Source organism: Pseudolysinimonas sp., assembly GCF_051954455.1.
Taxonomy (GTDB): domain Bacteria; phylum Actinomycetota; class Actinomycetes; order Actinomycetales; family Microbacteriaceae; genus Pseudolysinimonas.
In genome coordinates this window covers 36,067-59,566 of sequence record NZ_JBQCHS010000005.1, presented here as the reverse complement: position 1 = coordinate 59,566, position 23,500 = coordinate 36,067, and the positions used below count along the sequence as shown (strand labels likewise).

The following is a 23,500-nucleotide window of genomic DNA, read 5'->3' as shown; positions in this document are numbered from 1 at the left end:
AAGCGGCTTCGGCAGACGCGCGGGGGCCGGACGGCCCACCGACCAGCGGGATCCGAGCTGCATCATCTCTCCTTCGGGGTGGCGGCGGAGGTGCCGCGTCGAAAGTCGACCGTGTACGGCGAGGACGGCCGGGTGGGGCGGGGCCGCGGGGGCGCCAGGCCCCGGCGGGCCCCCCCCTCCGCGGCTGATCCCGGCTCAGTAGAACCGGGGCGGATGGACGACCGTGGACGACGCTCCGCCGATGCGGTGCGCGACCGCCTCCCGGCCGCGCATCGGCACGACGAACTGCTGGCCCGGGCGCGCCGAGCGTGCCGCCCGGTAGCCCCACAGCTCCAACAGACGACCCGCGCGCACCACCGCTCCGGGGATGCCGCTCGGCGCGCGCCGAGCGTGCGCGCGGATCGCTCCCTCGTAGAACATGACTCCCGTGCTCATGCCACCGACTCCCTCGCTCATCAGGAATTCTTCCCAGCACCACCGACATCGCGACGCTCCTCGGCGTCGACGATCGGGAACAGGTCGAGGTGCACCTCGACCGAGCGGACACCCTCGCCCGTCTGGTCCTGATGCCGCTCCTTGTAGCTCTCGGCCACGGCCATCAGCTCGTCGCCGAGCGCGGTCAGCTGCTCCTTCGTGAGCGAGATGTTCATGCTCGACATCGTGCTGGCGCGCACCCACTCGCTCGACAGCAGCTGCTCGCCCTGCCGCAGGAAGTCGTCGAGCCGACGGCGCCGTGTGCGCTCCCACTCCTGGACGACGAGATCACTCGCCATGCGCTCCGCACTGCCGACCGGCAGGTCCACGGGGTCGACCCAGATCGACTCCGGGACGCGCTCCCACCACCGCTCGCGCCCGCTCCCGCGGCGAGGGTCCTCGCGCACGAAGCCCGCCCTCTCGAGCTGTCGCAGGTGGTAGCTGGTGGCGCCGCTCGACTCCCCGAGCCGCTCCCCCAGGGCGCTCGCGGTCGCCGGGCCGTAGGCGCTCAGCGCGTCGAGCAGCTGCGTGCGGAGGGGGTGCGCCAGGGCCTTCAGACGCGACCCCTCGAGACGCGGGAACCGCTGCTCATCGTTCATAGTGCAAAGGTATCGCTGCAAAGGACTCTTTGCAAGATGACCTTTGCAAGGTTCTCTTTGCGGTCCGATCATGCCCTTCTAGGCTGAGGGCATGGCGCCCTCCGACAACCCGTTCCTCTCCCCCAGCACCCTCCCCTTCGGCCTCCCGCCCTTCGCCGACATCCGCGACGAGCACTACGAGCCGGCCTTCGAGCGCGGGATGGCGGAGCAGCTCGACGAGATCCGCGCCATCACCGAGCAGGACGCCGCGCCCACGTTCGAGAACACCATGGTGCCGCTCGAGCGCAGCGGCCAGGTGCTCGACCGCGCGGCCGAGGTGTTCTTCAACAAGAGCTCGTCCGACTCGAACGACGCCACCAACGAGCTCGAGGAGCGCATCGCCCCGCTCCTCGCGGCGCACAGCGACGCGATCGTGCTCGACCCCCGGCTCTACGCGCGCATCAGCGCCCTCCACGCGGCTCTCGGATCCGACGACGACGACGCCTGGACGCACGAACAGCGCTACCTGGTCGAGCGCTGGCACACCCGGATGACGCTCGCCGGCGCCGGCCTGGACGACGGCGAGAAGGAGCGCCTCAAGCAGCTGAACCAGGAGATCTCCACCCTCACCACCCGGTTCGAGAAGAACCTGCTCGCCGACACCAACGAGCTCGCGGTGCACGTCACCGATGAGGCGGAGCTCGCCGGGCTCGGCGGCGGCGAGGTCTCCGCGGCCCGCGAGGCGGCCGCGTCCCGGGGTCTGGACGGCTGGCTCGTGACCCTCGTCCTGCCGACCGGGCACCCGTGGCTCGCGCAGCTCTCGGAGCACGGGCTCCGGGAGCGCGTCATGACGGCATCGCGCTCGCGCGGCTCCCGCGGCGGCGAGTTCGACAACCGGGAGCTCGTGCTGCGGATCGCGCGCCTCCGGGCCGAGCGCGCGCGCCTCCTCGGCTTCGCGTCCCACGCCGCCGCCATCACCGCCGATGAGACCGCCCGCACACCGGAGGCGGTCGCCGACATGCTCGGCCGGCTCGCTCCCGCCGCGGCCCGCAACGCGCGCGCCGAGCGGGGGGACCTGGAGGCCCTCGCCCGCTCCGCGATCGCGGCCGCCGACTGGGCGTTCTTCACCGAGAAGGTGCGGGCGCAGAAGTACGACGTCGACACGGCCGCGCTCCGGCCCTGGTTCGAGGCGGAGCGGGTGCTCCAGGACGGCGTGTTCTTCGCCGCCCACCGGCTCTACGGCGTCACGTTCACCGAGCGCCCCGACCTGGTCGCGTACCACCCCGACGCCCGGGTGTTCGAGGTCGCGAACGAGGACGGCTCCCCGCTCGGGCTGTACATCCTCGACCTCTACACGCGCGATTCGAAGCGCGGCGGCGCCTGGATGAACCCGCTGATCTCGCAGAACGAGCTGCTCGGGCGTCCCGGGTCGATCGTCGTCAACAACCTCAACGTGCCGAAGCCGGCGGCGGGGCAGCCTACTCTCCTCACCTTCGACGAGACGTCGACCTTCTTCCACGAGTTCGGGCACGCGCTGCACGGGCTGTTCGCGCGCGTCACCTACCCCACCTTCGCCGGCACGAACGTCTACCGCGACTTCGTGGAGTTCCCGAGCCAGGTGAACGAGATGTGGATGCTGTGGCCGGAGGTCCTGGCCAATTACGCGAAGCACTACGAGACGGGCGAACCGCTCGACGCCGGGGTCGTGGAGCGGATCCACGCCTCCGAGGCCTTCAACCAGGGCTTCCTCACCTCGGAGTACCTCGCGGCCGCGCTGCTCGACCAGGCGTGGCACCGGCTGTCGGTGGAGGACGCCGAGGCGGTCGACGACGTGGCCGCGTTCGAGGCGAACGCCCTCCGAGCCGTCGGCCTCGACGACCCGCTCGTGCCGCCGCGCTACTCGAGCACGTACTTCGCGCACGTGTTCTCCGGCGGCTACGACGCCGGGTACTACTCCTACATCTGGAGCGAGGTGCTCGACGCCGACACGGTCGAGTGGTTCAAGGAGAACGGCGGGCTGACGCGCGAGAACGGCGACCGGTTCCGGTCACGGCTGCTCGGCGTCGGCGGATCGAAGGACCCGCTGGAGGCGTACCGCGACTTCCGCGGACGCGACGCGGTGATCGCGCCGCTCCTGGAGCGCCGCGGCCTCGCCTGAGCCCCCGCGGCTACTCGACCGGCTCCGGAGCGAGGGCGCGGAGGGTCCGCAGCCGGTGCTCGAGTGTCGGACCCTGCGGCACGACGAGCACCTCGTCGGCCCCGGTCGCCGTCGCGAGCCCCTCGATCGCCGCCCGCACCTCGTCGAGGGTGCCGACCGCCTGGTGCTCGATGCGCTGGGCCGCGAACGCCCGCTCCCCGTCCGTCCACGGGTGCGCCTCCGCCTCCTCGAGCGACGGCAGGCGGGTCGGTCGGCCGCTCCGCAGGCGGATGAACTGCAGCGCCGCCGGCAGGAGCAACCGCTCCGCCTCGGCCCGGGACTCGGCGACGAGGGTCGTGACCGCCACCATGGCGCGCGGCCCCGGCAGAACCACCGACGGACGGAAGCTCTCGCGGTAGAGCTCGAACGCGGCGGGCGTCCGGTCGCCGCCCGCGAAATGGTGCGCGAAGGCGAAGGGCAGTCCCATGAGGCCGGCGAGCCGCGCGCTGAAGTCGCTCGACCCGAGCAGCCAGAGCTGCGGCGCGTCGCCCATCCCCGGGATCGCCACGATCCGCGAGCCCTGGCCGCCCTCGAGCGCGGGGATGGTGCCGAAGTAGGCGAGCAGCTCGAGCACCTGCGCGGGGAAGTCGTCGACGGTCTCCGCGATGCCGCGTCGGATCGCCGCCGTGACGACCTGGTCGGTGCCCGGCGCGCGCCCGAGGCCCAGGTCGATGCGGTCGCCGTGCAGCGCGACGAGCGTGCCGAACTGCTCGGCGACCACGAGGGACGAGTGGTTCGGCAGCATGACGCCGCCCGATCCCACGCGGATGCGCTCGGTCGCCGCGGCGATCGCCCCGATGAGCACGGGCGGCGAGGAGCTCGCGATGCCGGGCATGCCGTGGTGCTCGGCGACCCAGAAGCGCCGGTAGCCGAGGCGGTCGGCCTCCTGCGCGACGGCGATGGTGTCGGCGAGCGCCTCCGCGTGGGTGGCGTCGGCGCGGACGACCGCGAGGTCGAGGACGGAGAGCGGGAGCGTCATCCTCAGGGGCAACGCCGGGGAGGCGCGCCGTCTTCCCGCGCGCTCAGGCCGGGTCGGCCCGGCGACCCACCCGAAGCCACAGCATCACGACGCCGCCCACAACGAGCCCCCAGAACGCCGCGCCGATGCCGGCGACCTGGATGCCCGCCGCCACCACGAGGAAGGTGACGAGCGCGACGAGCCGGTCGTCGGACTCCTCGAAAGCCGCGACGATCGCGCCCACGAGGGCACCGAGGAGCGCGAGCCCCGCGACCGCCTCGATGAGCACGGGAGCGGACGCGGAGACGAGCGCCGTGGCGGCGCCGGACAGGGGCGCGATCACGAGATACGCGACGCCGCAGACGAACGCCGCGATCCAGCGACGGTCGCGGTCGGGGTGCGCCTCCGGCCCGGCGACGAGCGCCGCCGAGATCGCGGAGAGGTTCAGGGCGTGGGCGCCGAGGAACGACCCGACGACGGTCGCCGCCCCCGACGCGGCGAGCATCCCGCGCGCCGGCGGCGTGTCGTACCCGAACGTGCGCAGCACCGCGAACCCGGGCACGTTCTGCCCCGCCATGGTGACGACGTAGAGCGGGATCCCGATGCTGACGAGCACGAGCGGATCGAACGACGGGAGGACGAAGGCGAGCGTCGGCAGCAGCCGCGCGCCCGCCAGGTGCGGTTGCGTCGCCACGATCGCGACCGTGGCCGAGACGACCGCGCCGAGGACGGCCCACCGGGGGGCGAGCCGCAGCAGCACGAGCCAGACGAGGATCGCCGGGAGCGCGAGGAGCGGCAGGCGCACGGCCGCGTGCACCGGGGCGAGGCAGATCGGCAGCAGGATGCCGGCGAGCATCGCCGAGGCGATCGGCCGCGGGATGCGCGTCATGGTCCGCGCGAGCCACGGCCAGACTCCCGTGATCACGAGCAGCACGCCGCAGAGCAGGAAGGCACCGACGGCCACGCGGAAGTCGCCGGTCGTGCCCTTCGCCGCGACGAGCAGCGCGGCCCCCGGCGTCGACCACGCGAACGAGAGCGGCTGCCGGAACCGCAGGCTCATCACGATCGTCAGGAGGCCCTGGAAGACCGTGAGGATCAGCAGGCCCGACCCCGCCTCGGCCGGCGTCGCGCCGACGGCCCGCAGGCCGGCGACGACGATCGCGAACGCCGCCGTGTAGCCGCTGATCGCCGCGACGACGCCCGCGACGATCGGCTGGGCGATCGACGCCCCGGGGGCGGATGCGGAGCGGGGCGGGCGCGGCATCCCGCCAGCCTAGGAGGGCCGGGGCGACCGCTACGCCGCGGCCGGGTCCCGGCGCGCCGCCCGCTCGGCGATGACCGTGATCCCGAGGGCGGAGAGGAGGAACACCGCCGCAAGGATCAGCCACCCGGGCATCCCGAGCGCGATCGCGGTGACGGTGATGAGCGCGGGACCGACCGCCGATCCCATCGCGAAGCTCGTGCCGAACACGCCCTGGTAGGCGCCGATCCGCCGCTGGTCGGCGAGCTCGAAGCTGAGCCCCCAGCCGCCCGCCTGCGACAGCACTTCGGCGAACGCGTGCACGAGCGACGCGAGGATCAGGATCACGCACGCGAGCAGCACGGGCACCCCGGCCGCGAGGGCGTAGACGACGCAGGCGACGGCCATGAGCCCGCCGGCGAGGGCGCTCAGCCGTCCCGCGGTGCGGAGGCGGTGCGACCCCTTCGAGAGCCGGACCGTGAAGAGCACGACGATGACGGTGTTGAGCACGAGCAGCACCGAGATGATCCACCGCGGCGCCGTCGTGTCGTGCGCGATCCAGAGCGGCAGACCCATCTCCTGGACCGCGAATTGCACCGCGAACACCCCGCTCAGCCCCGCAAGCAGCAGGTAGCGCGGGTTCTTCCACGGCGGCCGTCCGCCGACCGGGTCGCGGCTGGGACGCCCCGCCGCCTCGCCGATCAGCTCGGGAGCCGGGTCGTCGCCCTCGATGACGGGCGGCGTCTCGCTCTGTGGCTCCGCGGCGCCGTGAGCGGCCGCGGCGTCGACCCGGACCGGCAGCCGCAGGAGCGGCAGCTGGCCCAGCAGGACGACGACCCCCGCGATCGCGAAGCTCAGCCGATACGCCTCGGGGGTGCCGATCGCGAGCGGGATGGCGGCGACGGTCGTGCCGACGCCGATCCCGACGTTGGTGATGGTCTGCATGATGGCGCGCGTGCGCACCCGCTGCTCGCCGTCGAACGCGCGGCCGATGATCGCTCCGCGCGCCGAGAAGCCGATGCCGAGCGCCGCCGACTCGACGACGGCCACGACGAGCGCCCAGACCAGCTCCGAGACGGCGGCGTACGAGATGAGCCCCACGCTGGCCACCACGAGGCCGACGAAGCTCAGCCGCCGCGCGCTGAACCGGTCGGCGAGATGGCCGCCGATCACCGACGACACGATCGACGTGATGCTGCCGGCCGCCAGCACGAGCGCGATCTGCGCCGCGGGCAGGTGGACGACGAAGCTCAGGTAGAGCGTCGTCATCGGGAGGAAGATGCCGCGCCCGAGGGTCGCGATGAGCGTCGTGATCGCGAGGATCCGGAGCACCGGATCGGCCGCGGTCCAGCGTTCGAGAATCCGCGCGGCCATCACCCCATCCTGGCGGAGGCCTCCGACGCCGCCTCCTGCGCGGGGGCGGCGCGGCGCGCGATGAGCCCGATCCCGAGAGCCGCGGCGAGGAGGATCCCGCCGAGCGCCGCCCACCCCGCTCCCCCGTGCTGGATGGCGGTGAGCGTGATGAGGGCCGGCCCGACCGCCGCGCCGACCGCATAGGCGGTGCCGAACACGCCCTGGTAGGCGCCCATGCGATCCGGGTCGGCGAGCTCGAAGCTGAGCCCCCAGCCGCCCGCCTGCGACAGGATCTCGGCGAAGGCGTGGACCGCGGCCGCCGCGACGAGCACGACGACCGCCGCGAGCGCGGGAACCGCTCCGGCGACCGCGTAGATCGCGCACGCCGCGGCCATGAGGAGCCCGGCGACGACGGTGAGCCGCCCGGCCGTGCGGATCCGGTGGGTGCCGCGCGAGAGCGGCACCATGAAGACGATGACGAGCACCGTGTTGACGATGAGGAGGGCCGAGATGACCGGTCGGGGCGCCGCGGTGTCGCGGGCGACCCAGAGCGGCACCCCGAACTCCCCCACCGCGAACTGCACCGCGAACAGGCCGCTGAGCGCGGAGAGCGCGAGGTAGCGCGGGTCGCGCCAGGGCGAGCGGCCGGGGCGCGGGGTGCGGACCCGCCGCACACCCGGCTCGGCGGTCGGGGCTGGCGGGGCGTCCACCCGTGCGGGGAGGCGGGCGAGGTTGAGCTGCGCGAGCAGGAAGACGCCGCCCGCGATGGCGAGCGCGATCCGGTACGCCGTGGCGGTGTCGAGCGCGAGGGCGATCCCGCCGAGCCCCGATCCGACCGCGATGCCGACGTTGGTCACGGTGCGGAGGATCGCGCGGGCACGCACCCGCGACTCCGCGCCGAAGGCCCGGCCGATGATCGCCGACCGGGCCGACTGCCCGACGCTGATCGCGGCCTCCTGCACGGCGACGATGACGAGGGCCGACCAGAAGTCGCCGATGAGCGAGTACGCGGTGAGCGACAGGCTGGTCACGATCATCGCGACCAGGGCCAGCCGCCGGGCACTGACCCGGTCGGCGAGGTGGCCGCCCGCGAGCGTGCAGCCGATCGCGACGACGGCTCCCGCGCCGAGGATGAACGCGATCTGGCCCGGGGTCAGGTGGACCGCGAACCCCAGGAACAGCACCGTGATCGTCGCGAAGACGCCGCGGCCGAGGGTTGCGACGAGCGTCGTCGTGGCGAGGATCCGGAGCACCGGGTCGACGTCGCGGAGGCGCTGCAGCATCGACGTCATGCGGCCGAATTTATCTTGATATCAAGATAAATGCGATTCCGACGCGCTAGGCGGACTTCTCCGCGCGCCGCGGGGCGTGCGGCACGATCGTCGGCGCCGCGTTCTCGAGCACGGCCTCGCGGGTGACCACCACGCGGGCGACGTCGTCGTTCGACGGCACGTCGAACATGATCGGCCCGAGGACCTCCTCGAGGATCGCGCGGAGGCCGCGTGCACCCGTCTGACGGAGCACGGCGAGGTCGGCGATCGCTTCCAGCGCGTCGCGCTCGAACTCCAGCTCGACGCCGTCGATCTGGAACATGCGCTGGTACTGCCGCACGAACGCGTTCTTCGGCTCGGTGAGGATCTTGATGAGCGCCTGCTGGTCGAGCGGGGCGACCGTCGTGACGACGGGGAGGCGCCCGATGAACTCGGGGATGAGCCCGAACTTGTGCAGGTCCTCCGGCAGCACCTCGCCCATCAGCTCGGCCTCGTCGCGCTTCGAGTGCAGCGGGGCGCCGAAGCCGATGCCGCGCTTGCCGACGCGCGAGGAGATGATGTCCTCGAGCCCGGCGAACGCCCCCGCCACGATGAACAGCACGTTCGTCGTGTCGATCTGGATGAACTCCTGATGCGGGTGCTTGCGCCCCCCCTGGGGAGGAACGCTGGCGACCGTGCCCTCGAGGATCTTCAACAACGCCTGCTGGACGCCCTCGCCCGAGACGTCGCGCGTGATCGACGGGTTCTCGGCCTTGCGCGCGATCTTGTCGACCTCGTCGATCATGATGATGCCGGTCTCGGCCCGCTTGACGTCGTAGTCGGCGGCCTGGATGAGCTTGAGGAGGATGTTCTCCACGTCCTCGCCGACATAGCCGGCCTCCGTCAGCGCCGTGGCGTCGGCGACCGCGAACGGCACGTTGAGCCGCTTGGCCAGGGTCTGGGCGAGGTAGGTCTTGCCGCAGCCGGTGGGGCCGATGAGCAGGATGTTCGACTTCTGGATCTCGACGTCGTCGATGACCGCGTCGGCGGCGGCCACGGTCTGCCGGGCCCGGATGCGCTTGTAGTGGTTGTAGACCGCGACGGAGAGCGCGCGCTTGGCGGGCTCCTGACCGATCACGTACTCCTCGAGGAAGTCGAAGATCTCGCGCGGCTTCGGGAGGTCGAACTCGCCCGAGGGCTCCTCGCCCGACTCGGCCAGGCGCTCCTCGATGATCTCGTTGCAGAGCTCGACGCACTCGTCGCAGATGTAGACGCCGGGACCGGCGATCAACTGCTGCACCTGCTTCTGGCTCTTGCCGCAGAAGGAGCACTTCAGCAGGTCGGCGCTCTCACCGATGCGTGCCATCCGACGGTCTCCTCCCGTGCATGGGGATCCCTCCCCGCTGCGGTAGACCGAGCCTAACCCGAACCACCCTCGGCGGCCCGTACCGTGGGGACAACCGCGCACGGCGTGGCGGATACCCTGGATCCGTGCACACGCGCGGCGAGCGGCTGGCCCGCGGCTGGCTCGTCGGCGCGTTCGCGACCGGGGTCGCCGCGGTGTCGCACACGCTGGCCGGCGGCTACCGGCCCGATCCACTCGGCCTGGTCGCGGCGGTCGTGTTCGCCGGGATGCTCGGGACGCTGGCGATCGGACGCCGGCCGAGCCTTCCCCGTCTCGCCCTCGTCGTGACGCTCGCGCAGCTGGCCTTCCACCTGGTCTTCACGCTGCTCCGCTCGGGGGGAGCCTCCGCGCCGACCATGCCGGGCATGCACATGGAGACGGCCGTCGCCGCCCCCGGCGCTCCGAGCGACCATCTCGACCATCTGACCGACCCCGGGATGTGGCTCGCGCACGTCGTCGCGGGCGTGCTCACCATCTGGTTCCTCCGCCGCGCCGAGCGAGCGGTGTGGGGGATGCTCTGCCGGCTCGTCGTCCGGCTCCTCGTCGTCGTGCGGCCGGTGCCGGTCGCCCGTCCGGCCGCGCCGCCGCTCGCCCGTCCGCGGGTGCTGCGGCCGGGACGCCACGTCGGCGCGCTGCCGCTCCGCGGTCCGCCCCTTCTCCCCTCGCCCTGACCACACCCGCGCCGGGGTCTCCGGCGCAGCTCAGAACGACGAGAAGGACTCTCCATGCACACCCATGTCCGTCGCACCCTCGCGACGACCATCGCCCTCGGCGCCGGCGCCCTGCTGGCCGTCGCCGCCCCGCTCGCGGCGAGCGCCCACGTGACGCTCCAGGGCAACACCGCCGCCGCCGGCTCCTACACGCTCCTCACCTTCAAGGTGCCGAACGAGGAGTCGACCGGCGCGACCACCGATCGCCTGACGATCAGCCTGCCCACCGACCACCCGTTCGTGAGCGCGTCGTACGTGCCCGTGCCCGGGTGGACCGCCACCGTCACCCGCGAGAAGCTGCCGAAGCCGATCGTCAACGGCGACAGCACCCTCACCGAGGCGGTCACGAAGATCACCTGGACAGCCGACGCCGGCCAGGGCATCCCGCAGGGGGCCCTCGGCCTGTTCCAGCTGTCGGTCGGCCCCGTGCCGTCCGTCGGGAGCATCGCGCTGCCGGCCGAGCAGACCTACAGCGACGGCTCCGTCGTCTCCTGGAGCCAGAAGGGCGCCGACGCCGAGCATCCCGCTCCCGTGCTGTACGTCAACGACGCACCGCCCGCCGCGGCCCACTCCGGGTCGGCTCCGACCGCGACCGCGACGCCGGTGACCACGACGACCACGACGTCCTCGTCCGACGTCGTCGCGCGGGCCTTCGGCGTCACCGGGCTCGTGGTCGGGGTCGTGGGCCTCATCGTCGGGATCGCCGGATTCCGACGCCGCGCCGCCGCCGGCACCGACTCGTGAGACGCGCCCTCGCCGCCGGCGCCGCGGTGGCTGCGCTCGTCGCGGCCGTCGTCCTCGGCGTCGCGGCCCCCGCCTCGGCCCACAACCAGGTGGTCTCGACGACACCGGCCGCGAACGCGACGCTCACCGAGCTCCCGGCGCGGTTCGACGTGACCACCAACCTGCCGTTGCTCGACGTGAGCGGCGACGGGGCGGGGTTCGCGTTCGAGGTGCGCAGCAGCGCCGGGAAGTACTACGGCGACGGCTGCCTCTCGATCGTCGACGCGACCATGTCGACCACCCCGGCGCTCGGCCCGGCCGGGTCGTACCGGGTGATCTGGCAGCTGGTCTCGCAGGACGGTCACACCGTCAGCGGGTCGTACTCCTTCACCTGGCAGCCGCCGGCGGGCTTCACGCCCTCGAAGGCCTACGCCGATCCGCAGAACTGCGGGAGGGCACCGCGCGCGGCGTCGACCGCCGCGCCGGGCGACCCGGATGCGGAGCGCTCGCAGACGGTGCCGGTCGCCGACGTGCTGTGGATCGGTGGCGCGCTCGTCGCGGTCGCGCTCGCGGCCGTCATCGCGATCGTGCTCCTGTCACGCCGGGGGCGCTCCGGTCAGAGCCGGGCGAAGCGCGCCCGGAATCCGGAGTAGACGCCGTAGGCGATGAAGCCGACCCCGATCAGGATCACGACGGCCTCGCCGAAGGGCACCCGGGCGATCGCCTGGAACGCCCCGTCGAGACCCTCCGCCTGATCGGGGTCGGTCGTCACGGCCGCGATCACCACGAGCACGCCGAGCACGGCGAGCGCCAGGCCCTCGGCGACGTGCCCTCCCACGCCCACGGTCTCGACCGCGCCGCGGAGCCGTCCGGGTCGCAGGTCGTCGAGGAACTTCCGCGTCACGCCCTTGACGACGAACCAGACGCCCCCGGCGAACACGCCGAGGCCCACCGCCACGACGAGCACCACCCCGCCCGGCACCGACAGGACGCGCGCGGTGAGGGGCGTGCCGCCCGAGGTCGAGCCGCCACCGACCACGACCGAGATCCCGAGGCCCGCGAGGAACAGGTAGCCGACCGCCTGCCCCCAAGCCGCCATCCGCGTGCGCCACTTCACCTTCTCGTCGCGCTGCTCCGCGGTGATGCTCCGGAGGATCTGCCAGACACCGAGCGCGAGGAGCCCCGCGATCATCAGCACGAGCAGGAGCAGACCGCCCGGCGCCGCGGCGACCGAACGGAGCGCGCCGGTCTGATCGGCGTTCTGCCCGTGCGCGTGCAGCCCGATCGAGATCGCGAGCACGCCGATGATGACGTGCAGCAGTCCCGCGATCGCGTACCCGGCGCGCGCGGCGATGCGGAAGGGGCGCGTGCGCTCCAGTCGGGAGGCGGCGCGCTCGGCCTCCCGCGATGGTGTCCCAGCCATGCCGACGACGCTAGAGACGCCGCAGCGCCCGGGACCGGAATCCCAGGCGCTGCGGATGTTGCGGGGTGCTACTGGCCGATCGCGGCGACCGGCACGTTCTTGCGGCTCGTGAGGACCTGGTCGATCAGGCCGTACTCGAGCGCCTCCTCGGCGGAGAGGATCGTGTCGCGCTCGATGGCGTCGTGGATCTCCTCCTGCGTCTTCTTGGAGTGCTTGGAGAGCGTGTCCTCGATCCAGGTGCGCAGGCGCAGGATCTCCTTCGCCTGGATCTCGATGTCCGACGCCTGCCCGCGCCCGGCCTCGCCGACCGCCGGCTGGTGGATCAGCACGCGCGCGTTGGGGAGGGCGAGTCGCATGCCCGTGGTGCCCGCGGCGAGGATCGTCGCGGCGGCCGAGGCCGCCTGGCCGAGCACGACCGTCTGGATGCGCGGACGGATGTACTGCATCGTGTCGTAGATCGCGGTCATGGCCGTGAACGAGCCGCCGGGGCTGTTGATGTACATGACGATGTCGCGGTCCGGGTCCTGCGACTCGAGCACGAGCAGCTGGGCCATGACGTCGTCGGCCGACGCGTCGTCGACCTGCACACCGAGGAAGATGATGCGGTCCTCGAAGAGCTTCGCGTACGGGTCCTGGCGCTTGAAGCCGTAGGCCGTGCGCTCCTCGAAGCTCGGGAGGATGTAGCGCGACTGCGGCATCCGCGACGCCAGGTCGCCGCCGCTCATGAAGGTGGGGGTGTCCATCCGTATCGTCCTTACTTGCTCTCGGCGCTGTTGGTCTCGCCGGTGCCCGCGCCGCCGACCACGTCGGCCGCCGACTCCCGGATGTGGTCGACGAAGCCGTACTCCAGCGCCTCCTGGGCGGTGAACCAGCGGTCGCGGTCGCCGTCGGCGTTGACCTGCTCGACCGACTTGCCGGTCTGCGCGGCCGTGATCTCGGCGAGGCGGTTCTTCATGTCGATGATGAGCGCCGCCTGCGTCTGGATGTCGGACGAGGTGCCGCCGAATCCGCCGTGCGGCTGGTGCAGCAGCACGCGCGCGTTGGGCGTGATGTAGCGCTTGCCCTTGGTGCCCGCGGTGAGGAGCAGCTGCCCCATCGACGCGGCCATGCCGATGCCGACCGTCACGATGTCGTTCGGCACGAACTGCATGGTGTCGTAGATCGCCATGCCGGCCGTGATCGAGCCGCCGGGCGAGTTGATGTAGAGGTAGATGTCCTTGTGCGGGTCCTCGGCTGCGAGGAGGAGGAGCTTCGCCGCGATCTCGTTCGCGTTGTCGTCGCGCACCTCGCTGCCGAGCCAGATGATGCGATCCTTCAGCAGTCGGTCGAAGACGCTCGGCTGGAATGCCGTGTCGGCCATGGAGGGTGCTCCTGTTCGGTTGATGACTGCGTCGAATCTATCGAGGGCGCGCGGCCGCCCGTGGGGGTGTTCGCCGTGGGCAGAGGCGGCGCGTCGGGTCAGCGCGCGAGCTTCTCGAGGGTGTTGAGGTTGCGGGTCGTCAGCCACGGCTTGTGACGGGCGGCCGACTGCGCCCGGCCGAAGGCGCTGTCGAGCGTCGAGCCCTTCGGCACGCTCCAGTAGAGGACCCCGTCGCCCTCGGCGACCTCCTCCACCGACGGGTCGAGCTCGGTCGCGAGCAGCTCGCGCCGCACCTCCGGCTTCACGACGACGACGACGTAGGCGTGCCGCTCACCGCTCCGCTCGAACGGGAAGGACGCGACGATCCTCTCGACCGCCGCGGTGGTGAGCACGTGGACCCAGGCCTCGTAGCCGAAGCGGTCGCCGAGCGCCGCCTCCAGGCGCTTCTTCGCGGTGGCGGCGGACTCCCCCGTTGTGAACAGCACGTTGCCGCTGGCGAGCACCGTCCGCACGTCGTCGTAGCCGAGATTCGACACGGTCTCGGCCAGATCGACGGACGTCATGGTCACGCCGCCGACGTTGACCCCGCGCAGCAGCGCCACGAAACGCGTCATGCGCCCATCATGCCGAGAGCGGGTCGAGTAGCGCCGCAGGCGCGTATCGAGACCCTTCGAGGGAGGCCTCGATGCGCCGACTGCGTCGGCTACTCGACCCGCTCGGGTGGGTTCAGTGCTCGTGACCCTCGTGCTCGTGATCGTGACCCTCGTGGTCGTCGCCCGAGGCGACGACCGCCGGCTCGTCGTCCGGGTCGCCGAGGGCGCCGGCGGTGAAGGCCGACACGTCGACCTTCTTGCCCGCGGTGTCGACGACCTTCGCGCGGCTGAGGATGACGGCGAGCGTCTTCGAGCGCGCGACCTCGCCGATCATGGCGGGCAGCTGGCCGTTCTCGTCGAGCACCTTGATGAACTCGCCCGGCTCCATGCCGTACTGCGCCGCCGACTGGACGAGGTAGGTCGTCAGCTCGTTCTGGCCGACCTTGATCTCCTCCTTCTCGGCGATCGCATCGAGGAGGATCTGCGAGCGGAAGGTCTTCTCGCTCGACTCGGCGACCTCCTTGCCGTGCTCCTCGTCGCCGACGCGGTTCTCGGCCTCAAGGTGACGGGTCACCTCGTCGTCGATGAGCTGCTGCGGCACCGGGATCTCGGTCTGGGCGAGGAGCGTGTCGACGATCTTGTCGCGCGCCTCGACGCCCTGGCCGAACTCCTTCTGCTTCGCGAGCTGCTCGCGCAGGTCGGAGCGGAGCTCGCCGATCGTGTCGAACTGGCTGGCGATCTGCGCGAACTCGTCGTCGGCCTCGGGGAGCTCGCGCTCCTTCACCGAGAGGAGCGTCACCGCGACCTGGGCCTTCTCGCCCTCGTGGTCGCCGCCGAGCAGCTCCGACTCGAAGGTCGTCGACTCGCCGGCGGTGAGGGTGTCGAGCGCGTCGTCGATGCCCTCGATGAGCTCGCCGGATCCGAGCTCGTAGGAGACGTTGCTCGCGGTGTCGACCTCCTCGTCGCCGATGGTGGCGGTGAGGTCGAGGGTGACGAAGTCGCCCTTCTTGGCGGGGCGGTCGACGGTCACGAGGGTGCCGAACCGGGTGCGCAGGTTGTCGAGCTCGTTCTCGACGTCGTCCGGCGACACGGCCACCGGCTCCACCTCGATCTTCATGCCGTCGTACTTCGGCATCGTGAAGTCGGGGCGCACGTCGACCTCGACGGTGACGTGCAGGTCGCCCGTGAACGTCTTCTCGTCCGGCCACTGGGTGATGTCGGCCTCGGGGCGGCCGAGCGGGCGGATCTTCTCCGCGTCAGCCGCCTCGCGGTAGAAGCGGTCGAGGCCGTCGCTGACGGCGTGGTTCAGCACCTCGGCCCGACCGACCCGCTGGTCGATGATGGGCGGCGGCACCTTGCCCTTGCGGAAGCCGGGGATGTTCACCTGCTCCGCGATGTGCGAGTAGGCGTGATCGATCGAGGGCTTCAGCTCCTCCGGCGTCACGGTGATGGTCAGCTTCACGCGCGTGGGCGAGAGCTTCTCGACGGTCGCCTGGACCATGGGGATGTCTCCTGTAATTCGGTGGGGGTCGTGCTGTCGGGGCGACAGGATTTGAACCTGCGACCTCCCGCTCCCAAAGCGGGCGCTCTACCAAGCTGAGCTACGCCCCGGGCCTGCCGGCCTCCGCGGGCGTGCCCCTCGGTGAGGCCCCGACGATTCTAGGGGGTGGGGATGCGCGGCCGCTCCGGGGTGTCTCCCCGGCGATGTCGGCGGCGGCGCGCACACTGTCGGCATGGCGGACATCGAGATCATGGAGGTGCGGGCCTACGAGCCGCGCTGCCTCGGGTGCGGCGAGGTCGGTCCGATCGAGTCGAGCGTCTTCTTCGCGATGGCGTGGGAGGAAGCGCACGTGTGCGCCGCCGTGCGCATCGGCACCGAGACCCCGGACCTCCGCGTCGCCTCCTGACCCGCTCGCGGGTCGAGTAGCCGGCTCCGCCGGCGTATCGAGACCTTCTCGCGCATCCCCGAAACGAACGACGCCCCGAGACCCCGCTAGACTCGCGGCGCACCTTCGGGGCGGTAGCTCAATGGTAGAGCCTCAGTCTTCCAAACTGATTACGCGGGTTCGATTCCCGTCCGCCCCTCCGATCCAGCGTGAGCTCTGCAATTCTCGGGACTTCGGCGGATTGGCCACCCCGGGGCGGGGGATCCACCGGGGTGGCCCGCCGCGCAGCGCTACGCGACCAGGCCCCACGATGGCCCCGTCGCCGCCTCCGACCAAGACTTCTACCCCCGGATGTCCAGGGCGCGCCCAGGTCACCCGTCGGCGCGGAGCAGCTTCACGACCGGGATCTCGCGCCCCGCGCGCTCCTCGTGCTCGGCGAAGAACGGCGCCCGCTCGACGAGCGCCGGCCACACCGCCGCGCGATCCTCGCCCCGGAGCACGCGGGCCGTCGCGTCGTACTCGGCGCCGTCCTCCTCGACGTGCGCGCGCGGGTCGGCCTCGAGGTCGCGCACCCAGGCCGGATCGTCCGCCGCACCGTTGTTCGACGCGACCACGTGGGTCGTGCCGTCGATCGGGACGCGCATCATCGGCGTCGTGCGGCGGTCGCCGCTCCGGCGCCCCGTCGTCGTCAGCAGCAGCAGGCGGTCGCGGTGCATCCCCTCGATCTCGTCGCCCGCACGGAACCTCTCGATGACCCGGGCATTCATCGCCTTCTGATCCATGGCGACAGGATGCCGATGCACGGCCTCGCGCGCCAGCCCCCTCGTCTCGCCGCGCGACCGCGTTAGCGTCGCAGCATGGCCCACGTCGAGAAGCAGATCTCCGTTCCGCGATCCGGGGCGGCCGTGTACGCCTACCTCGCCGATCTCGACAACATGCCCACCTGGATCCCGGCGATCCGCCGCCTGGACCTCGTGCACGGCACCGCCGGGGCGGTCGGCGCGGAGTACGACGCCGCCGTCGCGGTCGGCGGAACGACGCGGGAGGGTCGGCTCGAGATCGTGAGCCTCGACCCGCCCAGCGGGATGCGCGCCCGGATCCACGCGACCCCGCTCCGCATCGATGCCGTCGTCTCGATCGAGGACCACGGCGAGGACTCCGAACTGAGCGTCGCGCTCGACGCGCCGACCGGGGGCCTGCTGCGGCTCATGGAGGGCCCGATCACGCAGGCGCTCCGCGAGACGCTCGACCGGCTCCCGCAGATCGCCGCATCGATCCCGGAGGGCTAGGCCCCCGCCTGCAGCCAGGCGATGACGGCGAGCACGCGGCGGTGGTCGGCGCCGGAGTCCTCGAGACCGAGCTTGCCGAAGATCGACGTCACGTTCTTCTCGACGGCGCCGACTCCGATGAAGAGGGCGGCCGCGATGCCCGCGTTGGTGCGCCCCTCCGCCATCAGCTGCAGGACCTCGCTCTCGCGCGGGGTGAGGCGCGCGAGGGGGTCGTGGCGACGGCCGATGAGCTGGCTCACCACCTCCGGATCGAGCACGGTGCCGCCGGCGGCGATGCGCTGGATCGCGTCGTCGAGCTCCGCGAGCGACACCACCCGGTCCTTCAACAGGTAGCCGATCGAGCCGCGGCCGGCGCCCAGCAGCTCCTGCGCGTAGGCGACCTCGACGTACTGCGAGAGCAGCAGGATCCCGATCGACGGCTCACGACGACGCAGCTCGATCGCGGCGCGCACGCCCTCGTCGCGGAAGGTCGGCGGCATCCGCACGTCGAGCACGACGAGCTCGGGCCGGAGCTCGGGCACCGCGACGAGGAGCGAGTCCGCGTCGCCGACGGCGCCGACCACCTCGTGGCCGGCCTCCTCCAGCACGCGGACGAGACCCTCCCGCAGCAGGACCGAATCGTCGGCGACGGCGACGCGCACTCCCATGACTCCGACGCTAGCGGGGCGGCCGGCGTCAGCCGACCACCGGCAGGGAGGCCGCGACGATGGTCGGGCCGCCGGCCGGGCTCGTCAAAGCGAGCGTGCCGCCGAGGCCCTGGACCCGCTCCAGCAGGTTCGCGATGCCGTGCCCGGGCTGCACGGTCGCTCCCCCGCGCCCGTCGTCGGTCACCGTGAGATCGAGCCGGCCGTCGGCGACGTCCACCGCGACGTCGACGCGGGTCGCGCCCGCGTGCTTGGCGGCGTTGGTGACCGCCTCCGCGACGATGAAATAGGCGTTCCGCTCGAGCTCCGGCGGCAGCACCGTGCCCGCGGGAACGGAGGATCGCAGCCCGATCGGCACCGCTCCGCGCGCGGCGAGCGACTCCAGCGCGGCGACGAGCCCGCGATCCAGCAGGATCGGCGGGGCGAATCCGCGGGACAGGGCACGGAGCTCGTCGAGGGCGTCCTTCGACTGCGTCAGGGCCTCCCCCAGCAGACGGCGGGCGGCCTCCGGGTCGCTGTCGAGCTGCCGGTCGGCGGCGGCGAGGTCCATCTGCAGGCGCACGAGGCGCTGTTGCGGGCCGTCGTGGATGTCGCGCTCGAGCCGGCGGAGCGCGGTGCCCTCGGCGGCGGCCGCGGCGGTGCGGGAGGCGGTGAGGTCGGTGACCTGCCGGCGGAGGGCGTCCGAGCGGAAGGCGCCCAGCATCCCGCGGGCCACGCCCCAGTGCGCCCAGACCAGGCCGCGCAGCACGAGCGGCAGCGTCACGGCGAAGACGACGCCGGTCACGAGGTACGCGATCACCTCGACGACGTTCGGGTCGGTGCCCTCGACCGGCAGGCCGATGACGCGGAGCAGCCAGAACGCCGGGAAGACGTCGCCGGGTGAGGTGAACCGACCCCAGATGCCGTAGCTGAGGCCGCCGAGCGCGGTCGCCGTCCAGGTCACCGCGATCGAGAACGTCACGGTCGTGACGATGAAGTTGACGACCGCCGACCACAGCAGGTGGAGCCAGTAGTGCCCGTTGCCGAGCACGGCGCCGATCCAGCCGAGGAAGCCGTTGCGGGCCCGGTCGTCGCGCCAGTCGGGGCGCGGGATGGGCGGCAGCTTCGTGAACCGGAGCAGCGCGAGCTCCAGGGTGCCGAGCCCGCGGGCCACGTAGAGGGCGGCGATGAGGAGGACCACGCCGATGAAGAACGTGACGAGCGTGCCGATCCCCGCGTTCAGGAGAGCGAGGGTGACCCCGAAGCCGACCACGCCGATCGGGAAGGCGATGAGGAGGTAGAGGAGGGCGCGCGGCGCCTCGGCCCACAGCCGCCCATAGCGTGCGAGCGGACTCCGCGGCGCGGCGGCCGGGGTCGCGGGCGTCGAGGTCATGTCCGACATGGTGTCAGTGCTCATGAGTCCACCCTCGCGAGGCGCGGCCCCCGGGGGCATCCGGCGGACGTCCCGATCGGGGCGGGGGTCAACCCCCGGTCATGAGCGGCGCCGGGCTCAGTACCAGTACGGCACGTGCGAGGTCTCGAACGACAGCGCCTTGCACGGGGTTCCGTACGCCGCATTGATGTAGCCGAGCCCCCAGTCGATCTGCGTGTCGCCGTTCGTCAGCCAGTCCGCGCCGGCGGACGCCATCTTGTTCGCCGGCAGCGCCTGGGGGATGCCGTAGGCCCCGCTCGAGCGGTTGTACGCGTTCGCGCGCCAGCCCGACTCGATGTTCCAGAGCTGGACGAGGCACTCGAACTGGTCGCCGCCCCAGCCGTAGCGCCCGATCGCCGAGCGCGCATAGGCCTTCGCTCCCGCCGGGTCGGCGACGACGCCCGACGTGTCGAGGGCGCCGCCGCCCGACGACCCACCGCCCGACGAGCCCCCCGAGCCGCCGCCCTTGCCACCGCTGCTCGACGAGCTGGCAGGGGGATGGTTCTGCGCGTAGGTGTTCGCGACCGCGACCGCCGCGTTGCCCAGCTGCGCCGCCTTCTGCTGCAGGTCGGCCCGCTGCGCCTCTCCGGCCGCGACGGCCTGCTGCGCGGCGGCCTGCGCGGCCTGGGCGGCGGCGAGCTTGGTGTCGGCGTCCGCCTTGAGCGACGCACGGAGCTTCTGCGTCGTGGCGGCCTGTGCCTCGAGCGAGGAGACGAGGTTCTTCTTCTGCCGGGCCGTCGCCTCGAGCTGAGCGGATCGTCGCCCGAGCTGGTCGAGGGAGCTGAGCTTGCCGAGCAGGTCGGAGGACCCACCGGTCGCGGCGATGAGCTGTGCGGTCAGGTCGTTGCCGCCGGGGGTGCGCGACATCTGGACGGCGGTCGCGACGAAGCGCGCACTGGCCGCGGTCGACTCCTTCTTCGCCGCATCGAGCTGCTGGTCGAGGCCGTCGAGCTTGGCCTGCGCCGCGGCGAGGGCGTCGGCCGCGGCACTCGCGTCGGACGCGGCACGGAGCTGGGCGGCCGTCGCCGCATCCTCCTGCGTCTGCAGCGCGGCGACCGCGGCGGCGATCCGCTGGAGCTGCGCCTGCGCGGCGGCGGCGTTGCCGCGCGCGGCGAGCACGTCGGCCCAGCTCGGATCGTCCTGGCGCGCGGCGGACGTGGCGTCGGCCGGGGTCGCCAGGCCCACGGCGGCCGCGAGCGCGACCGCGAACGCGACGCCGGCGACGGGCGCGCGGAAACGCGACATCATCCCCACGACTCACATTGTCCCCATGAGTCACACGAACGGCAAGCACCGCGTCCGGGGGCAAGGCGAGCCTTCGCTCGCTTGCGGAATGCTCAGCGGGCGACCACCGTTGGTCTTGACGACGAGGAGGCATCTCTCATGACCGATGTGAAGTCCGTTCCCCTAACCGGAGTCGACGCCGACGTGGCCGCCGGCGTGGCCCAGTTCCTCAGCCCCGTCGTGCTCGACCTCCAGGCGCTGGCCGTCGACGGCAAGCAGGCGCACTGGCACGTGCGCGGCGCCAACTTCCAGGCCGTGCACGAACTGCTCGACACGGTCGTCGACCACGCGCACGACTACGCCGACCTCGCGGCGGAACGCGTCGTCGCCCTCGGGCTGCCGGTCGACGCCCGCATCCGGACCGTCGCGGCGAAGACCACGACCCCCGTCATGGACGAGGGCTTCCAGCAGGCCGACCAGACCATCGCGCAGGTGATCGCGGGGATCGACGCCGCGCTCGTGACGGTCCGCACCGCGGTCGACGAGCTCGCCGAGCTCGACGCCGTCAGCCAGGACGTCGTGATCGAGATCGCGCGCGGGCTCGAGAAGGACCGCTGGTTCCTCTTCGCGCACCTCGCGGCGTAACGCGTCTCACCAGGAGGTCTCGATACGCGCCTGGGGCGCTACTCGACCCGCTGCATCTCGTCGGCGAGAGCCGGGTGCGCGTACGGACCGTCGCCGCGGAGCGCGGACACGATCCGCTCGCGGACCTCGGACGGCTTGTTCTGGCTGAGCTTCCGGCGCGCGTCGAAACGCGTGACGCGCAGCCGGAGGCCGACTGTGCCGAGCGCGACCCGGCGCATCCGCTCCGGATCCTCGTCGAGCGAATGCGGCTCCGGCATCCCGCGCTCGAAGTGATCCACGAGCCGACGGAGCACGGCGTAGTTCTCCTCGTCCGACAGGATCTCGGGCGTTCCGTACAGGTGGGCGGTGACGTGGTTCCAGGTCGGGACGATGTCGCCCTCGGCGTACCAGCCCGGGGAGATGTAGCCGTGCGGGCCCTGCACGATCACGAGGATCTCGTGCTCGCCCAGCTCGTGCAGCTTCTCGTCCGGCCGACCGAAGTGGCTCACGATCGAGATGCCGTCGGCATCCTCCTCGAGGAGCGTCGCGTAGTGCGAGGCGACCAGCCCGTTCGCGGTGCTCGAGACGTAGGTGCACCACGGGTTCTCGCGGATGAGGCGCTTGACGACCTCGTCGTCCGTCGTGACGTAGTGCGGCGTGTTCCTCACGGCGCTAGGCCTGATCCGTCGGGCACCAGTAGAGCTTCCGACCGTTGAGCTCCTGCATGAGGATCGGGGTGCCGCAGACCCGGCACGGCTCGCCCGTGCGGTGGTAGACCCAGTGACGGTCGTCGCGGTTCGCCATCGCCCTGCGGAGCTCGTCCTCCGAGAGGTCGTCCATCGTGAGCATCTGGCCGGTGTCGACGCCGATGCCCATGAGGTGCACCCAGTCGCGCCACAGACCGCGGACCACGTCCTCCGGGAGCTGCTTGCCCGGGGTGAACGGGTTCTGCCGCGCGCGGAACAGCAGCTCCGCGCGGTAGACGTTGCCGATCCCGCTGACGACCGCCTGATCCATGAGGAGCAGCGCGATCGCGACGTTCTTCTTGCGCACCGTGGCGACGAAGCGCTCCTCGTTCTCGACGGGGTCGCCGACCATCGGATCCGGCCCCAGCCTCGCGATCTGCGCCTGCGCCTGCTCCGGGGTGGCGACCTCGCACACCGTCGGCCCGCGCAGATCCGCCACGGCGTTCTCGGTGAGCAGCCGCACGCGCACCTGCCCCACCGGCTCCGGCGGCCACTGGTCGGGCGCCTCCTCGACCTTCTCCTGCTCGCTCATCCGCAGCCGGGCGCGCCGCGGCGCGCCCATCGACCACGGCGAGTCCTCGTACGCGGCGAGGTCGGTGCCGCGCTGGTTGGTCTGCCCCATCCGCCCGTTCGACGACGCGGTCGCCGCGTCGACGGTGATGTCGCCGGCGAAGTCCCACGCGCCGTAGAGCCCGAGGTGCACGCGGAGGAAGAGCCCGTGGTCGAACTCCAGGAACATCTGCTTGCCGACCGCGAACGCGTCGACGATCTCGTGCCCGTCGAGCTCCTTCGCCCCGGCCGCGAACCGCCCCTGCGGCGAGCTGACCGTGACGGGCGCGTGCTCGAAGTGCCGCGCGAACTGGCGCGCGATCCGGTGGATGCTGTGACCCTCGGGCAAAGCGGCTCCTAGCTCGGGTAGACGTCGATCACGTGCCCGGCGATGCCGCCGGTCAGCTCGTACTCCGCGAGCTGGGCGATCCGGCGCGCGTGGCGCTCCTCGCCGCTGAACGGCTCCGCGATGAACGCGTCGACGAGCGAGAGCACGACTTCGGCGGAGTGCTGCCGCGCGCCGATGGCGATGAGGTTCGCGTCGTTGTGCTGGCGGGCCAGGAGCGCGGTGTCGTGGTTCCAGACCAGCGCGGCACGGGCTCCGCGGACCTTGTTGGCGGCCATCTGCTCGCCGTTGCCCGATCCCCCGAAGACGACGCCGAGCGTCTCGATGCCGTGCTGCTGATCGTGGACCACGGCGAGCGCGGTGTTGATGCAGAAGCTCGGGTAGTCGTCGACCGGGTCGTAGCTCTGCGGGCCGTGGTCGACGACCTCGTGCCCCGCGTCGCGGAGGTGCTGCTGGAGATCGCGGCTGAACTCGAGGCCGGCGTGGTCCGTTCCGACGTGGATGCGCATGTGCTCAG

General features: G+C 72.1%; 26 protein-coding genes and 2 tRNA genes. 8 read left to right on the top strand and 20 right to left on the bottom strand.

What is annotated here, in order from left to right; genetic code table 11:
- Window positions 1-195: 195 nt before the first annotated feature.
- Complete coding sequence (locus ACTHM3_RS02370) at window positions 196-456, bottom strand: hypothetical protein (RefSeq protein WP_440404481.1); 261 nt, start codon at window positions 454-456, stop codon at window positions 196-198.
- Entirely contained in the window at window positions 456-1,073 is a 618-nt protein-coding gene (locus tag ACTHM3_RS02365; RefSeq protein ID WP_440404480.1) for an ArsR/SmtB family transcription factor, read from the bottom strand. The genes ACTHM3_RS02370 and ACTHM3_RS02365 overlap by 1 nt, the downstream gene beginning before the upstream one ends.
- A 91-nt stretch (window positions 1,074-1,164) precedes the next feature.
- On the opposite strand from ACTHM3_RS02365, the gene ACTHM3_RS02360 reads away from it, so the two are divergent.
- Window positions 1,165-3,210: a M3 family metallopeptidase gene (locus ACTHM3_RS02360; protein WP_440404479.1), complete on the top strand. Its 2,046-nt coding sequence runs from the start codon at window positions 1,165-1,167 to the stop codon at window positions 3,208-3,210.
- Window positions 3,211-3,220: 10 nt separating this feature from the next.
- Here ACTHM3_RS02360 and ACTHM3_RS02355 read toward each other — a convergent pair whose 3' ends face one another.
- From ACTHM3_RS02355 to clpX, 5 genes are read right to left on the bottom strand one after another with little or no spacing between them, the layout of a single operon-like run.
- Complete coding sequence (locus ACTHM3_RS02355) at window positions 3,221-4,228, bottom strand: LLM class flavin-dependent oxidoreductase (protein WP_440404478.1); 1,008 nt, start codon at window positions 4,226-4,228, stop codon at window positions 3,221-3,223.
- A gap of 43 nt (window positions 4,229-4,271) precedes the next feature.
- A complete protein-coding gene (locus tag ACTHM3_RS02350; RefSeq protein WP_440404477.1) occupies window positions 4,272-5,471 on the bottom strand; it encodes a benzoate/H(+) symporter BenE family transporter in 1,200 nt (399 codons plus the stop codon).
- A gap of 30 nt (window positions 5,472-5,501) precedes the next feature.
- Window positions 5,502-6,821: an MFS transporter gene (locus ACTHM3_RS02345; protein ID WP_440404476.1), complete on the bottom strand. Its 1,320-nt coding sequence runs from the start codon at window positions 6,819-6,821 to the stop codon at window positions 5,502-5,504.
- Complete coding sequence (locus ACTHM3_RS02340; protein ID WP_440404475.1) at window positions 6,821-8,092, bottom strand: MFS transporter; 1,272 nt, start codon at window positions 8,090-8,092, stop codon at window positions 6,821-6,823. The genes ACTHM3_RS02345 and ACTHM3_RS02340 overlap by 1 nt, the downstream gene beginning before the upstream one ends.
- Window positions 8,093-8,138: 46 nt before the next feature.
- A complete protein-coding gene (clpX, locus tag ACTHM3_RS02335; protein ID WP_440404474.1) occupies window positions 8,139-9,416 on the bottom strand; it encodes an ATP-dependent Clp protease ATP-binding subunit ClpX in 1,278 nt (425 codons plus the stop codon).
- 125 nt (window positions 9,417-9,541) lie between these two features.
- On the opposite strand from clpX, the gene ACTHM3_RS02330 reads away from it, so the two are divergent.
- From ACTHM3_RS02330 to ACTHM3_RS02320, 3 genes are read left to right on the top strand one after another with little or no spacing between them, the layout of a single operon-like run.
- Window positions 9,542-10,126 (top strand): hypothetical protein, encoded by a 585-nt coding sequence (locus ACTHM3_RS02330; RefSeq protein ID WP_440404473.1) that lies wholly within the window; start codon window positions 9,542-9,544, stop codon window positions 10,124-10,126.
- 54 nt (window positions 10,127-10,180) lie between these two features.
- Window positions 10,181-10,909, top strand: coding sequence for a YcnI family copper-binding membrane protein (locus ACTHM3_RS02325; protein WP_440404472.1), 729 nt, complete (start codon window positions 10,181-10,183; stop codon window positions 10,907-10,909).
- Window positions 10,906-11,541 (top strand): copper resistance CopC family protein, encoded by a 636-nt coding sequence (locus tag ACTHM3_RS02320; protein WP_440404471.1) that lies wholly within the window; start codon window positions 10,906-10,908, stop codon window positions 11,539-11,541. The genes ACTHM3_RS02325 and ACTHM3_RS02320 overlap by 4 nt, the downstream gene beginning before the upstream one ends.
- On the opposite strand, the gene ACTHM3_RS02315 is transcribed toward ACTHM3_RS02320, so the two are convergent.
- The 6 genes from ACTHM3_RS02315 to ACTHM3_RS02290 all read right to left on the bottom strand — a co-directional run bounded on the left by ACTHM3_RS02315 (window position 11,505) and on the right by ACTHM3_RS02290 (window position 15,875).
- Window positions 11,505-12,311, bottom strand: coding sequence for a DUF1206 domain-containing protein (locus ACTHM3_RS02315; protein ID WP_440404470.1), 807 nt, complete (start codon window positions 12,309-12,311; stop codon window positions 11,505-11,507). The two genes, ACTHM3_RS02320 and ACTHM3_RS02315, sit on opposite strands and share 37 nt — an antisense overlap.
- A gap of 68 nt (window positions 12,312-12,379) precedes the next feature.
- Window positions 12,380-13,054 carry an ATP-dependent Clp protease proteolytic subunit gene (locus ACTHM3_RS02310; protein ID WP_440404469.1) on the bottom strand — a complete coding sequence of 225 codons (675 nt, stop codon included), beginning with the start codon at window positions 13,052-13,054 and terminating at the stop codon, window positions 12,380-12,382.
- 11 nt (window positions 13,055-13,065) lie between these two features.
- Window positions 13,066-13,671 (bottom strand): ATP-dependent Clp protease proteolytic subunit, encoded by a 606-nt coding sequence (locus tag ACTHM3_RS02305; RefSeq protein ID WP_440404468.1) that lies wholly within the window; start codon window positions 13,669-13,671, stop codon window positions 13,066-13,068.
- 98 nt (window positions 13,672-13,769) lie between these two features.
- Window positions 13,770-14,285 carry a DUF1697 domain-containing protein gene (locus ACTHM3_RS02300; protein ID WP_440404467.1) on the bottom strand — a complete coding sequence of 172 codons (516 nt, stop codon included), beginning with the start codon at window positions 14,283-14,285 and terminating at the stop codon, window positions 13,770-13,772.
- Window positions 14,286-14,397: 112 nt separating this feature from the next.
- On the bottom strand, window positions 14,398-15,765 hold the full coding sequence (tig, locus tag ACTHM3_RS02295; RefSeq protein ID WP_440404466.1) for a trigger factor: 1,368 nt from the start codon (window positions 15,763-15,765) through the stop codon (window positions 14,398-14,400).
- 36 nt (window positions 15,766-15,801) lie between these two features.
- Window positions 15,802-15,875 (bottom strand) — tRNA-Pro (locus ACTHM3_RS02290).
- Between the two features lie 122 nt (window positions 15,876-15,997).
- Here ACTHM3_RS02290 and ACTHM3_RS02285 point away from each other — a divergent pair.
- A complete protein-coding gene (locus ACTHM3_RS02285; RefSeq protein ID WP_440404465.1) occupies window positions 15,998-16,171 on the top strand; it encodes a hypothetical protein in 174 nt (57 codons plus the stop codon).
- Window positions 16,172-16,278: 107 nt separating this feature from the next.
- Window positions 16,279-16,349 (top strand) — tRNA-Gly (locus ACTHM3_RS02280).
- Between the two features lie 172 nt (window positions 16,350-16,521).
- Here ACTHM3_RS02280 and ACTHM3_RS02275 read toward each other — a convergent pair.
- Entirely contained in the window at window positions 16,522-16,932 is a 411-nt protein-coding gene (locus ACTHM3_RS02275; RefSeq protein ID WP_440404464.1) for a nitroreductase family deazaflavin-dependent oxidoreductase, read from the bottom strand.
- 75 nt (window positions 16,933-17,007) lie between these two features.
- Between ACTHM3_RS02275 and ACTHM3_RS02270 the strand changes: the two genes are divergently transcribed.
- On the top strand, window positions 17,008-17,439 hold the full coding sequence (locus ACTHM3_RS02270) for an SRPBCC family protein (RefSeq protein ID WP_440404463.1): 432 nt from the start codon (window positions 17,008-17,010) through the stop codon (window positions 17,437-17,439).
- Here ACTHM3_RS02270 and ACTHM3_RS02265 read toward each other — a convergent pair.
- The 3 genes from ACTHM3_RS02265 to ACTHM3_RS02255 all read right to left on the bottom strand — a co-directional run bounded on the left by ACTHM3_RS02265 (window position 17,436) and on the right by ACTHM3_RS02255 (window position 20,742).
- The gene (locus ACTHM3_RS02265) at window positions 17,436-18,086 is read right to left on the bottom strand and encodes a response regulator (RefSeq protein WP_440404462.1); all 651 of its coding nucleotides are present in this window, start codon (window positions 18,084-18,086) and stop codon (window positions 17,436-17,438) included. The two genes, ACTHM3_RS02270 and ACTHM3_RS02265, sit on opposite strands and share 4 nt — an antisense overlap.
- 28 nt (window positions 18,087-18,114) lie before the next feature.
- Entirely contained in the window at window positions 18,115-19,479 is a 1,365-nt protein-coding gene (locus ACTHM3_RS02260; RefSeq protein WP_440404461.1) for a sensor histidine kinase, read from the bottom strand.
- A 93-nt stretch (window positions 19,480-19,572) separates the two neighbouring features.
- On the bottom strand, window positions 19,573-20,742 hold the full coding sequence (locus ACTHM3_RS02255) for a hypothetical protein (protein ID WP_440404485.1): 1,170 nt from the start codon (window positions 20,740-20,742) through the stop codon (window positions 19,573-19,575).
- Window positions 20,743-20,877: 135 nt separating this feature from the next.
- On the opposite strand from ACTHM3_RS02255, the gene ACTHM3_RS02250 reads away from it, so the two are divergent.
- A complete protein-coding gene (locus ACTHM3_RS02250) occupies window positions 20,878-21,363 on the top strand; it encodes a Dps family protein (protein WP_440404460.1) in 486 nt (161 codons plus the stop codon).
- A gap of 38 nt (window positions 21,364-21,401) precedes the next feature.
- Here ACTHM3_RS02250 and ACTHM3_RS02245 read toward each other — a convergent pair whose 3' ends face one another.
- Genes ACTHM3_RS02245 through ACTHM3_RS02235 form a run of 3 tightly spaced genes read right to left on the bottom strand, consistent with a single transcriptional unit; the run spans window position 21,402 to window position 23,492 of the window.
- Window positions 21,402-22,010, bottom strand: a complete 609-nt coding sequence (locus ACTHM3_RS02245) for an FMN-binding negative transcriptional regulator (RefSeq protein ID WP_440404459.1) — start codon at window positions 22,008-22,010, stop codon at window positions 21,402-21,404.
- A 4-nt stretch (window positions 22,011-22,014) separates the two neighbouring features.
- Window positions 22,015-22,986, bottom strand: coding sequence for an Fpg/Nei family DNA glycosylase (locus ACTHM3_RS02240; RefSeq protein WP_440404458.1), 972 nt, complete (start codon window positions 22,984-22,986; stop codon window positions 22,015-22,017).
- An 8-nt stretch (window positions 22,987-22,994) separates the two neighbouring features.
- Complete coding sequence (locus ACTHM3_RS02235) at window positions 22,995-23,492, bottom strand: ribose-5-phosphate isomerase (protein WP_440404457.1); 498 nt, start codon at window positions 23,490-23,492, stop codon at window positions 22,995-22,997.
- Window positions 23,493-23,500: the final 8 nt, after the last annotated feature.

Coding starts and splice junctions, on each gene's coding strand:
- ACTHM3_RS02260 (WP_440404461.1), bottom strand. CDS start 19,479: ATGAGCACTGACACCATGTCGGACATGACCTCGACGCCCGCGACCCCG.
- ACTHM3_RS02305 (WP_440404468.1), bottom strand. CDS start 13,671: ATGGCCGACACGGCATTCCAGCCGAGCGTCTTCGACCGACTGCTGAAG.
- ACTHM3_RS02340 (WP_440404475.1), bottom strand. CDS start 8,092: ATGACGTCGATGCTGCAGCGCCTCCGCGACGTCGACCCGGTGCTCCGG.
- ACTHM3_RS02255 (WP_440404485.1), bottom strand. CDS start 20,742: ATGATGTCGCGTTTCCGCGCGCCCGTCGCCGGCGTCGCGTTCGCGGTC.
- tig (WP_440404466.1), bottom strand. CDS start 15,765: ATGGTCCAGGCGACCGTCGAGAAGCTCTCGCCCACGCGCGTGAAGCTG.
- ACTHM3_RS02360 (WP_440404479.1), top strand. CDS start 1,165: ATGGCGCCCTCCGACAACCCGTTCCTCTCCCCCAGCACCCTCCCCTTC.
- ACTHM3_RS02270 (WP_440404463.1), top strand. CDS start 17,008: ATGGCCCACGTCGAGAAGCAGATCTCCGTTCCGCGATCCGGGGCGGCC.
- ACTHM3_RS02285 (WP_440404465.1), top strand. CDS start 15,998: ATGGCGGACATCGAGATCATGGAGGTGCGGGCCTACGAGCCGCGCTGC.
- ACTHM3_RS02355 (WP_440404478.1), bottom strand. CDS start 4,228: ATGACGCTCCCGCTCTCCGTCCTCGACCTCGCGGTCGTCCGCGCCGAC.
- ACTHM3_RS02370 (WP_440404481.1), bottom strand. CDS start 456: ATGAGCGAGGGAGTCGGTGGCATGAGCACGGGAGTCATGTTCTACGAG.
- ACTHM3_RS02345 (WP_440404476.1), bottom strand. CDS start 6,821: ATGGCCGCGCGGATTCTCGAACGCTGGACCGCGGCCGATCCGGTGCTC.
- ACTHM3_RS02275 (WP_440404464.1), bottom strand. CDS start 16,932: ATGGATCAGAAGGCGATGAATGCCCGGGTCATCGAGAGGTTCCGTGCG.
- ACTHM3_RS02265 (WP_440404462.1), bottom strand. CDS start 18,086: ATGGGAGTGCGCGTCGCCGTCGCCGACGATTCGGTCCTGCTGCGGGAG.
- ACTHM3_RS02315 (WP_440404470.1), bottom strand. CDS start 12,311: ATGGCTGGGACACCATCGCGGGAGGCCGAGCGCGCCGCCTCCCGACTG.
- ACTHM3_RS02310 (WP_440404469.1), bottom strand. CDS start 13,054: ATGGACACCCCCACCTTCATGAGCGGCGGCGACCTGGCGTCGCGGATG.
- clpX (WP_440404474.1), bottom strand. CDS start 9,416: ATGGCACGCATCGGTGAGAGCGCCGACCTGCTGAAGTGCTCCTTCTGC.
- ACTHM3_RS02350 (WP_440404477.1), bottom strand. CDS start 5,471: ATGCCGCGCCCGCCCCGCTCCGCATCCGCCCCCGGGGCGTCGATCGCC.
- ACTHM3_RS02250 (WP_440404460.1), top strand. CDS start 20,878: ATGACCGATGTGAAGTCCGTTCCCCTAACCGGAGTCGACGCCGACGTG.
- ACTHM3_RS02300 (WP_440404467.1), bottom strand. CDS start 14,285: ATGACGCGTTTCGTGGCGCTGCTGCGCGGGGTCAACGTCGGCGGCGTG.
- ACTHM3_RS02365 (WP_440404480.1), bottom strand. CDS start 1,073: ATGAACGATGAGCAGCGGTTCCCGCGTCTCGAGGGGTCGCGTCTGAAG.
- ACTHM3_RS02325 (WP_440404472.1), top strand. CDS start 10,181: ATGCACACCCATGTCCGTCGCACCCTCGCGACGACCATCGCCCTCGGC.
- ACTHM3_RS02235 (WP_440404457.1), bottom strand. CDS start 23,492: ATGCGCATCCACGTCGGAACGGACCACGCCGGCCTCGAGTTCAGCCGC.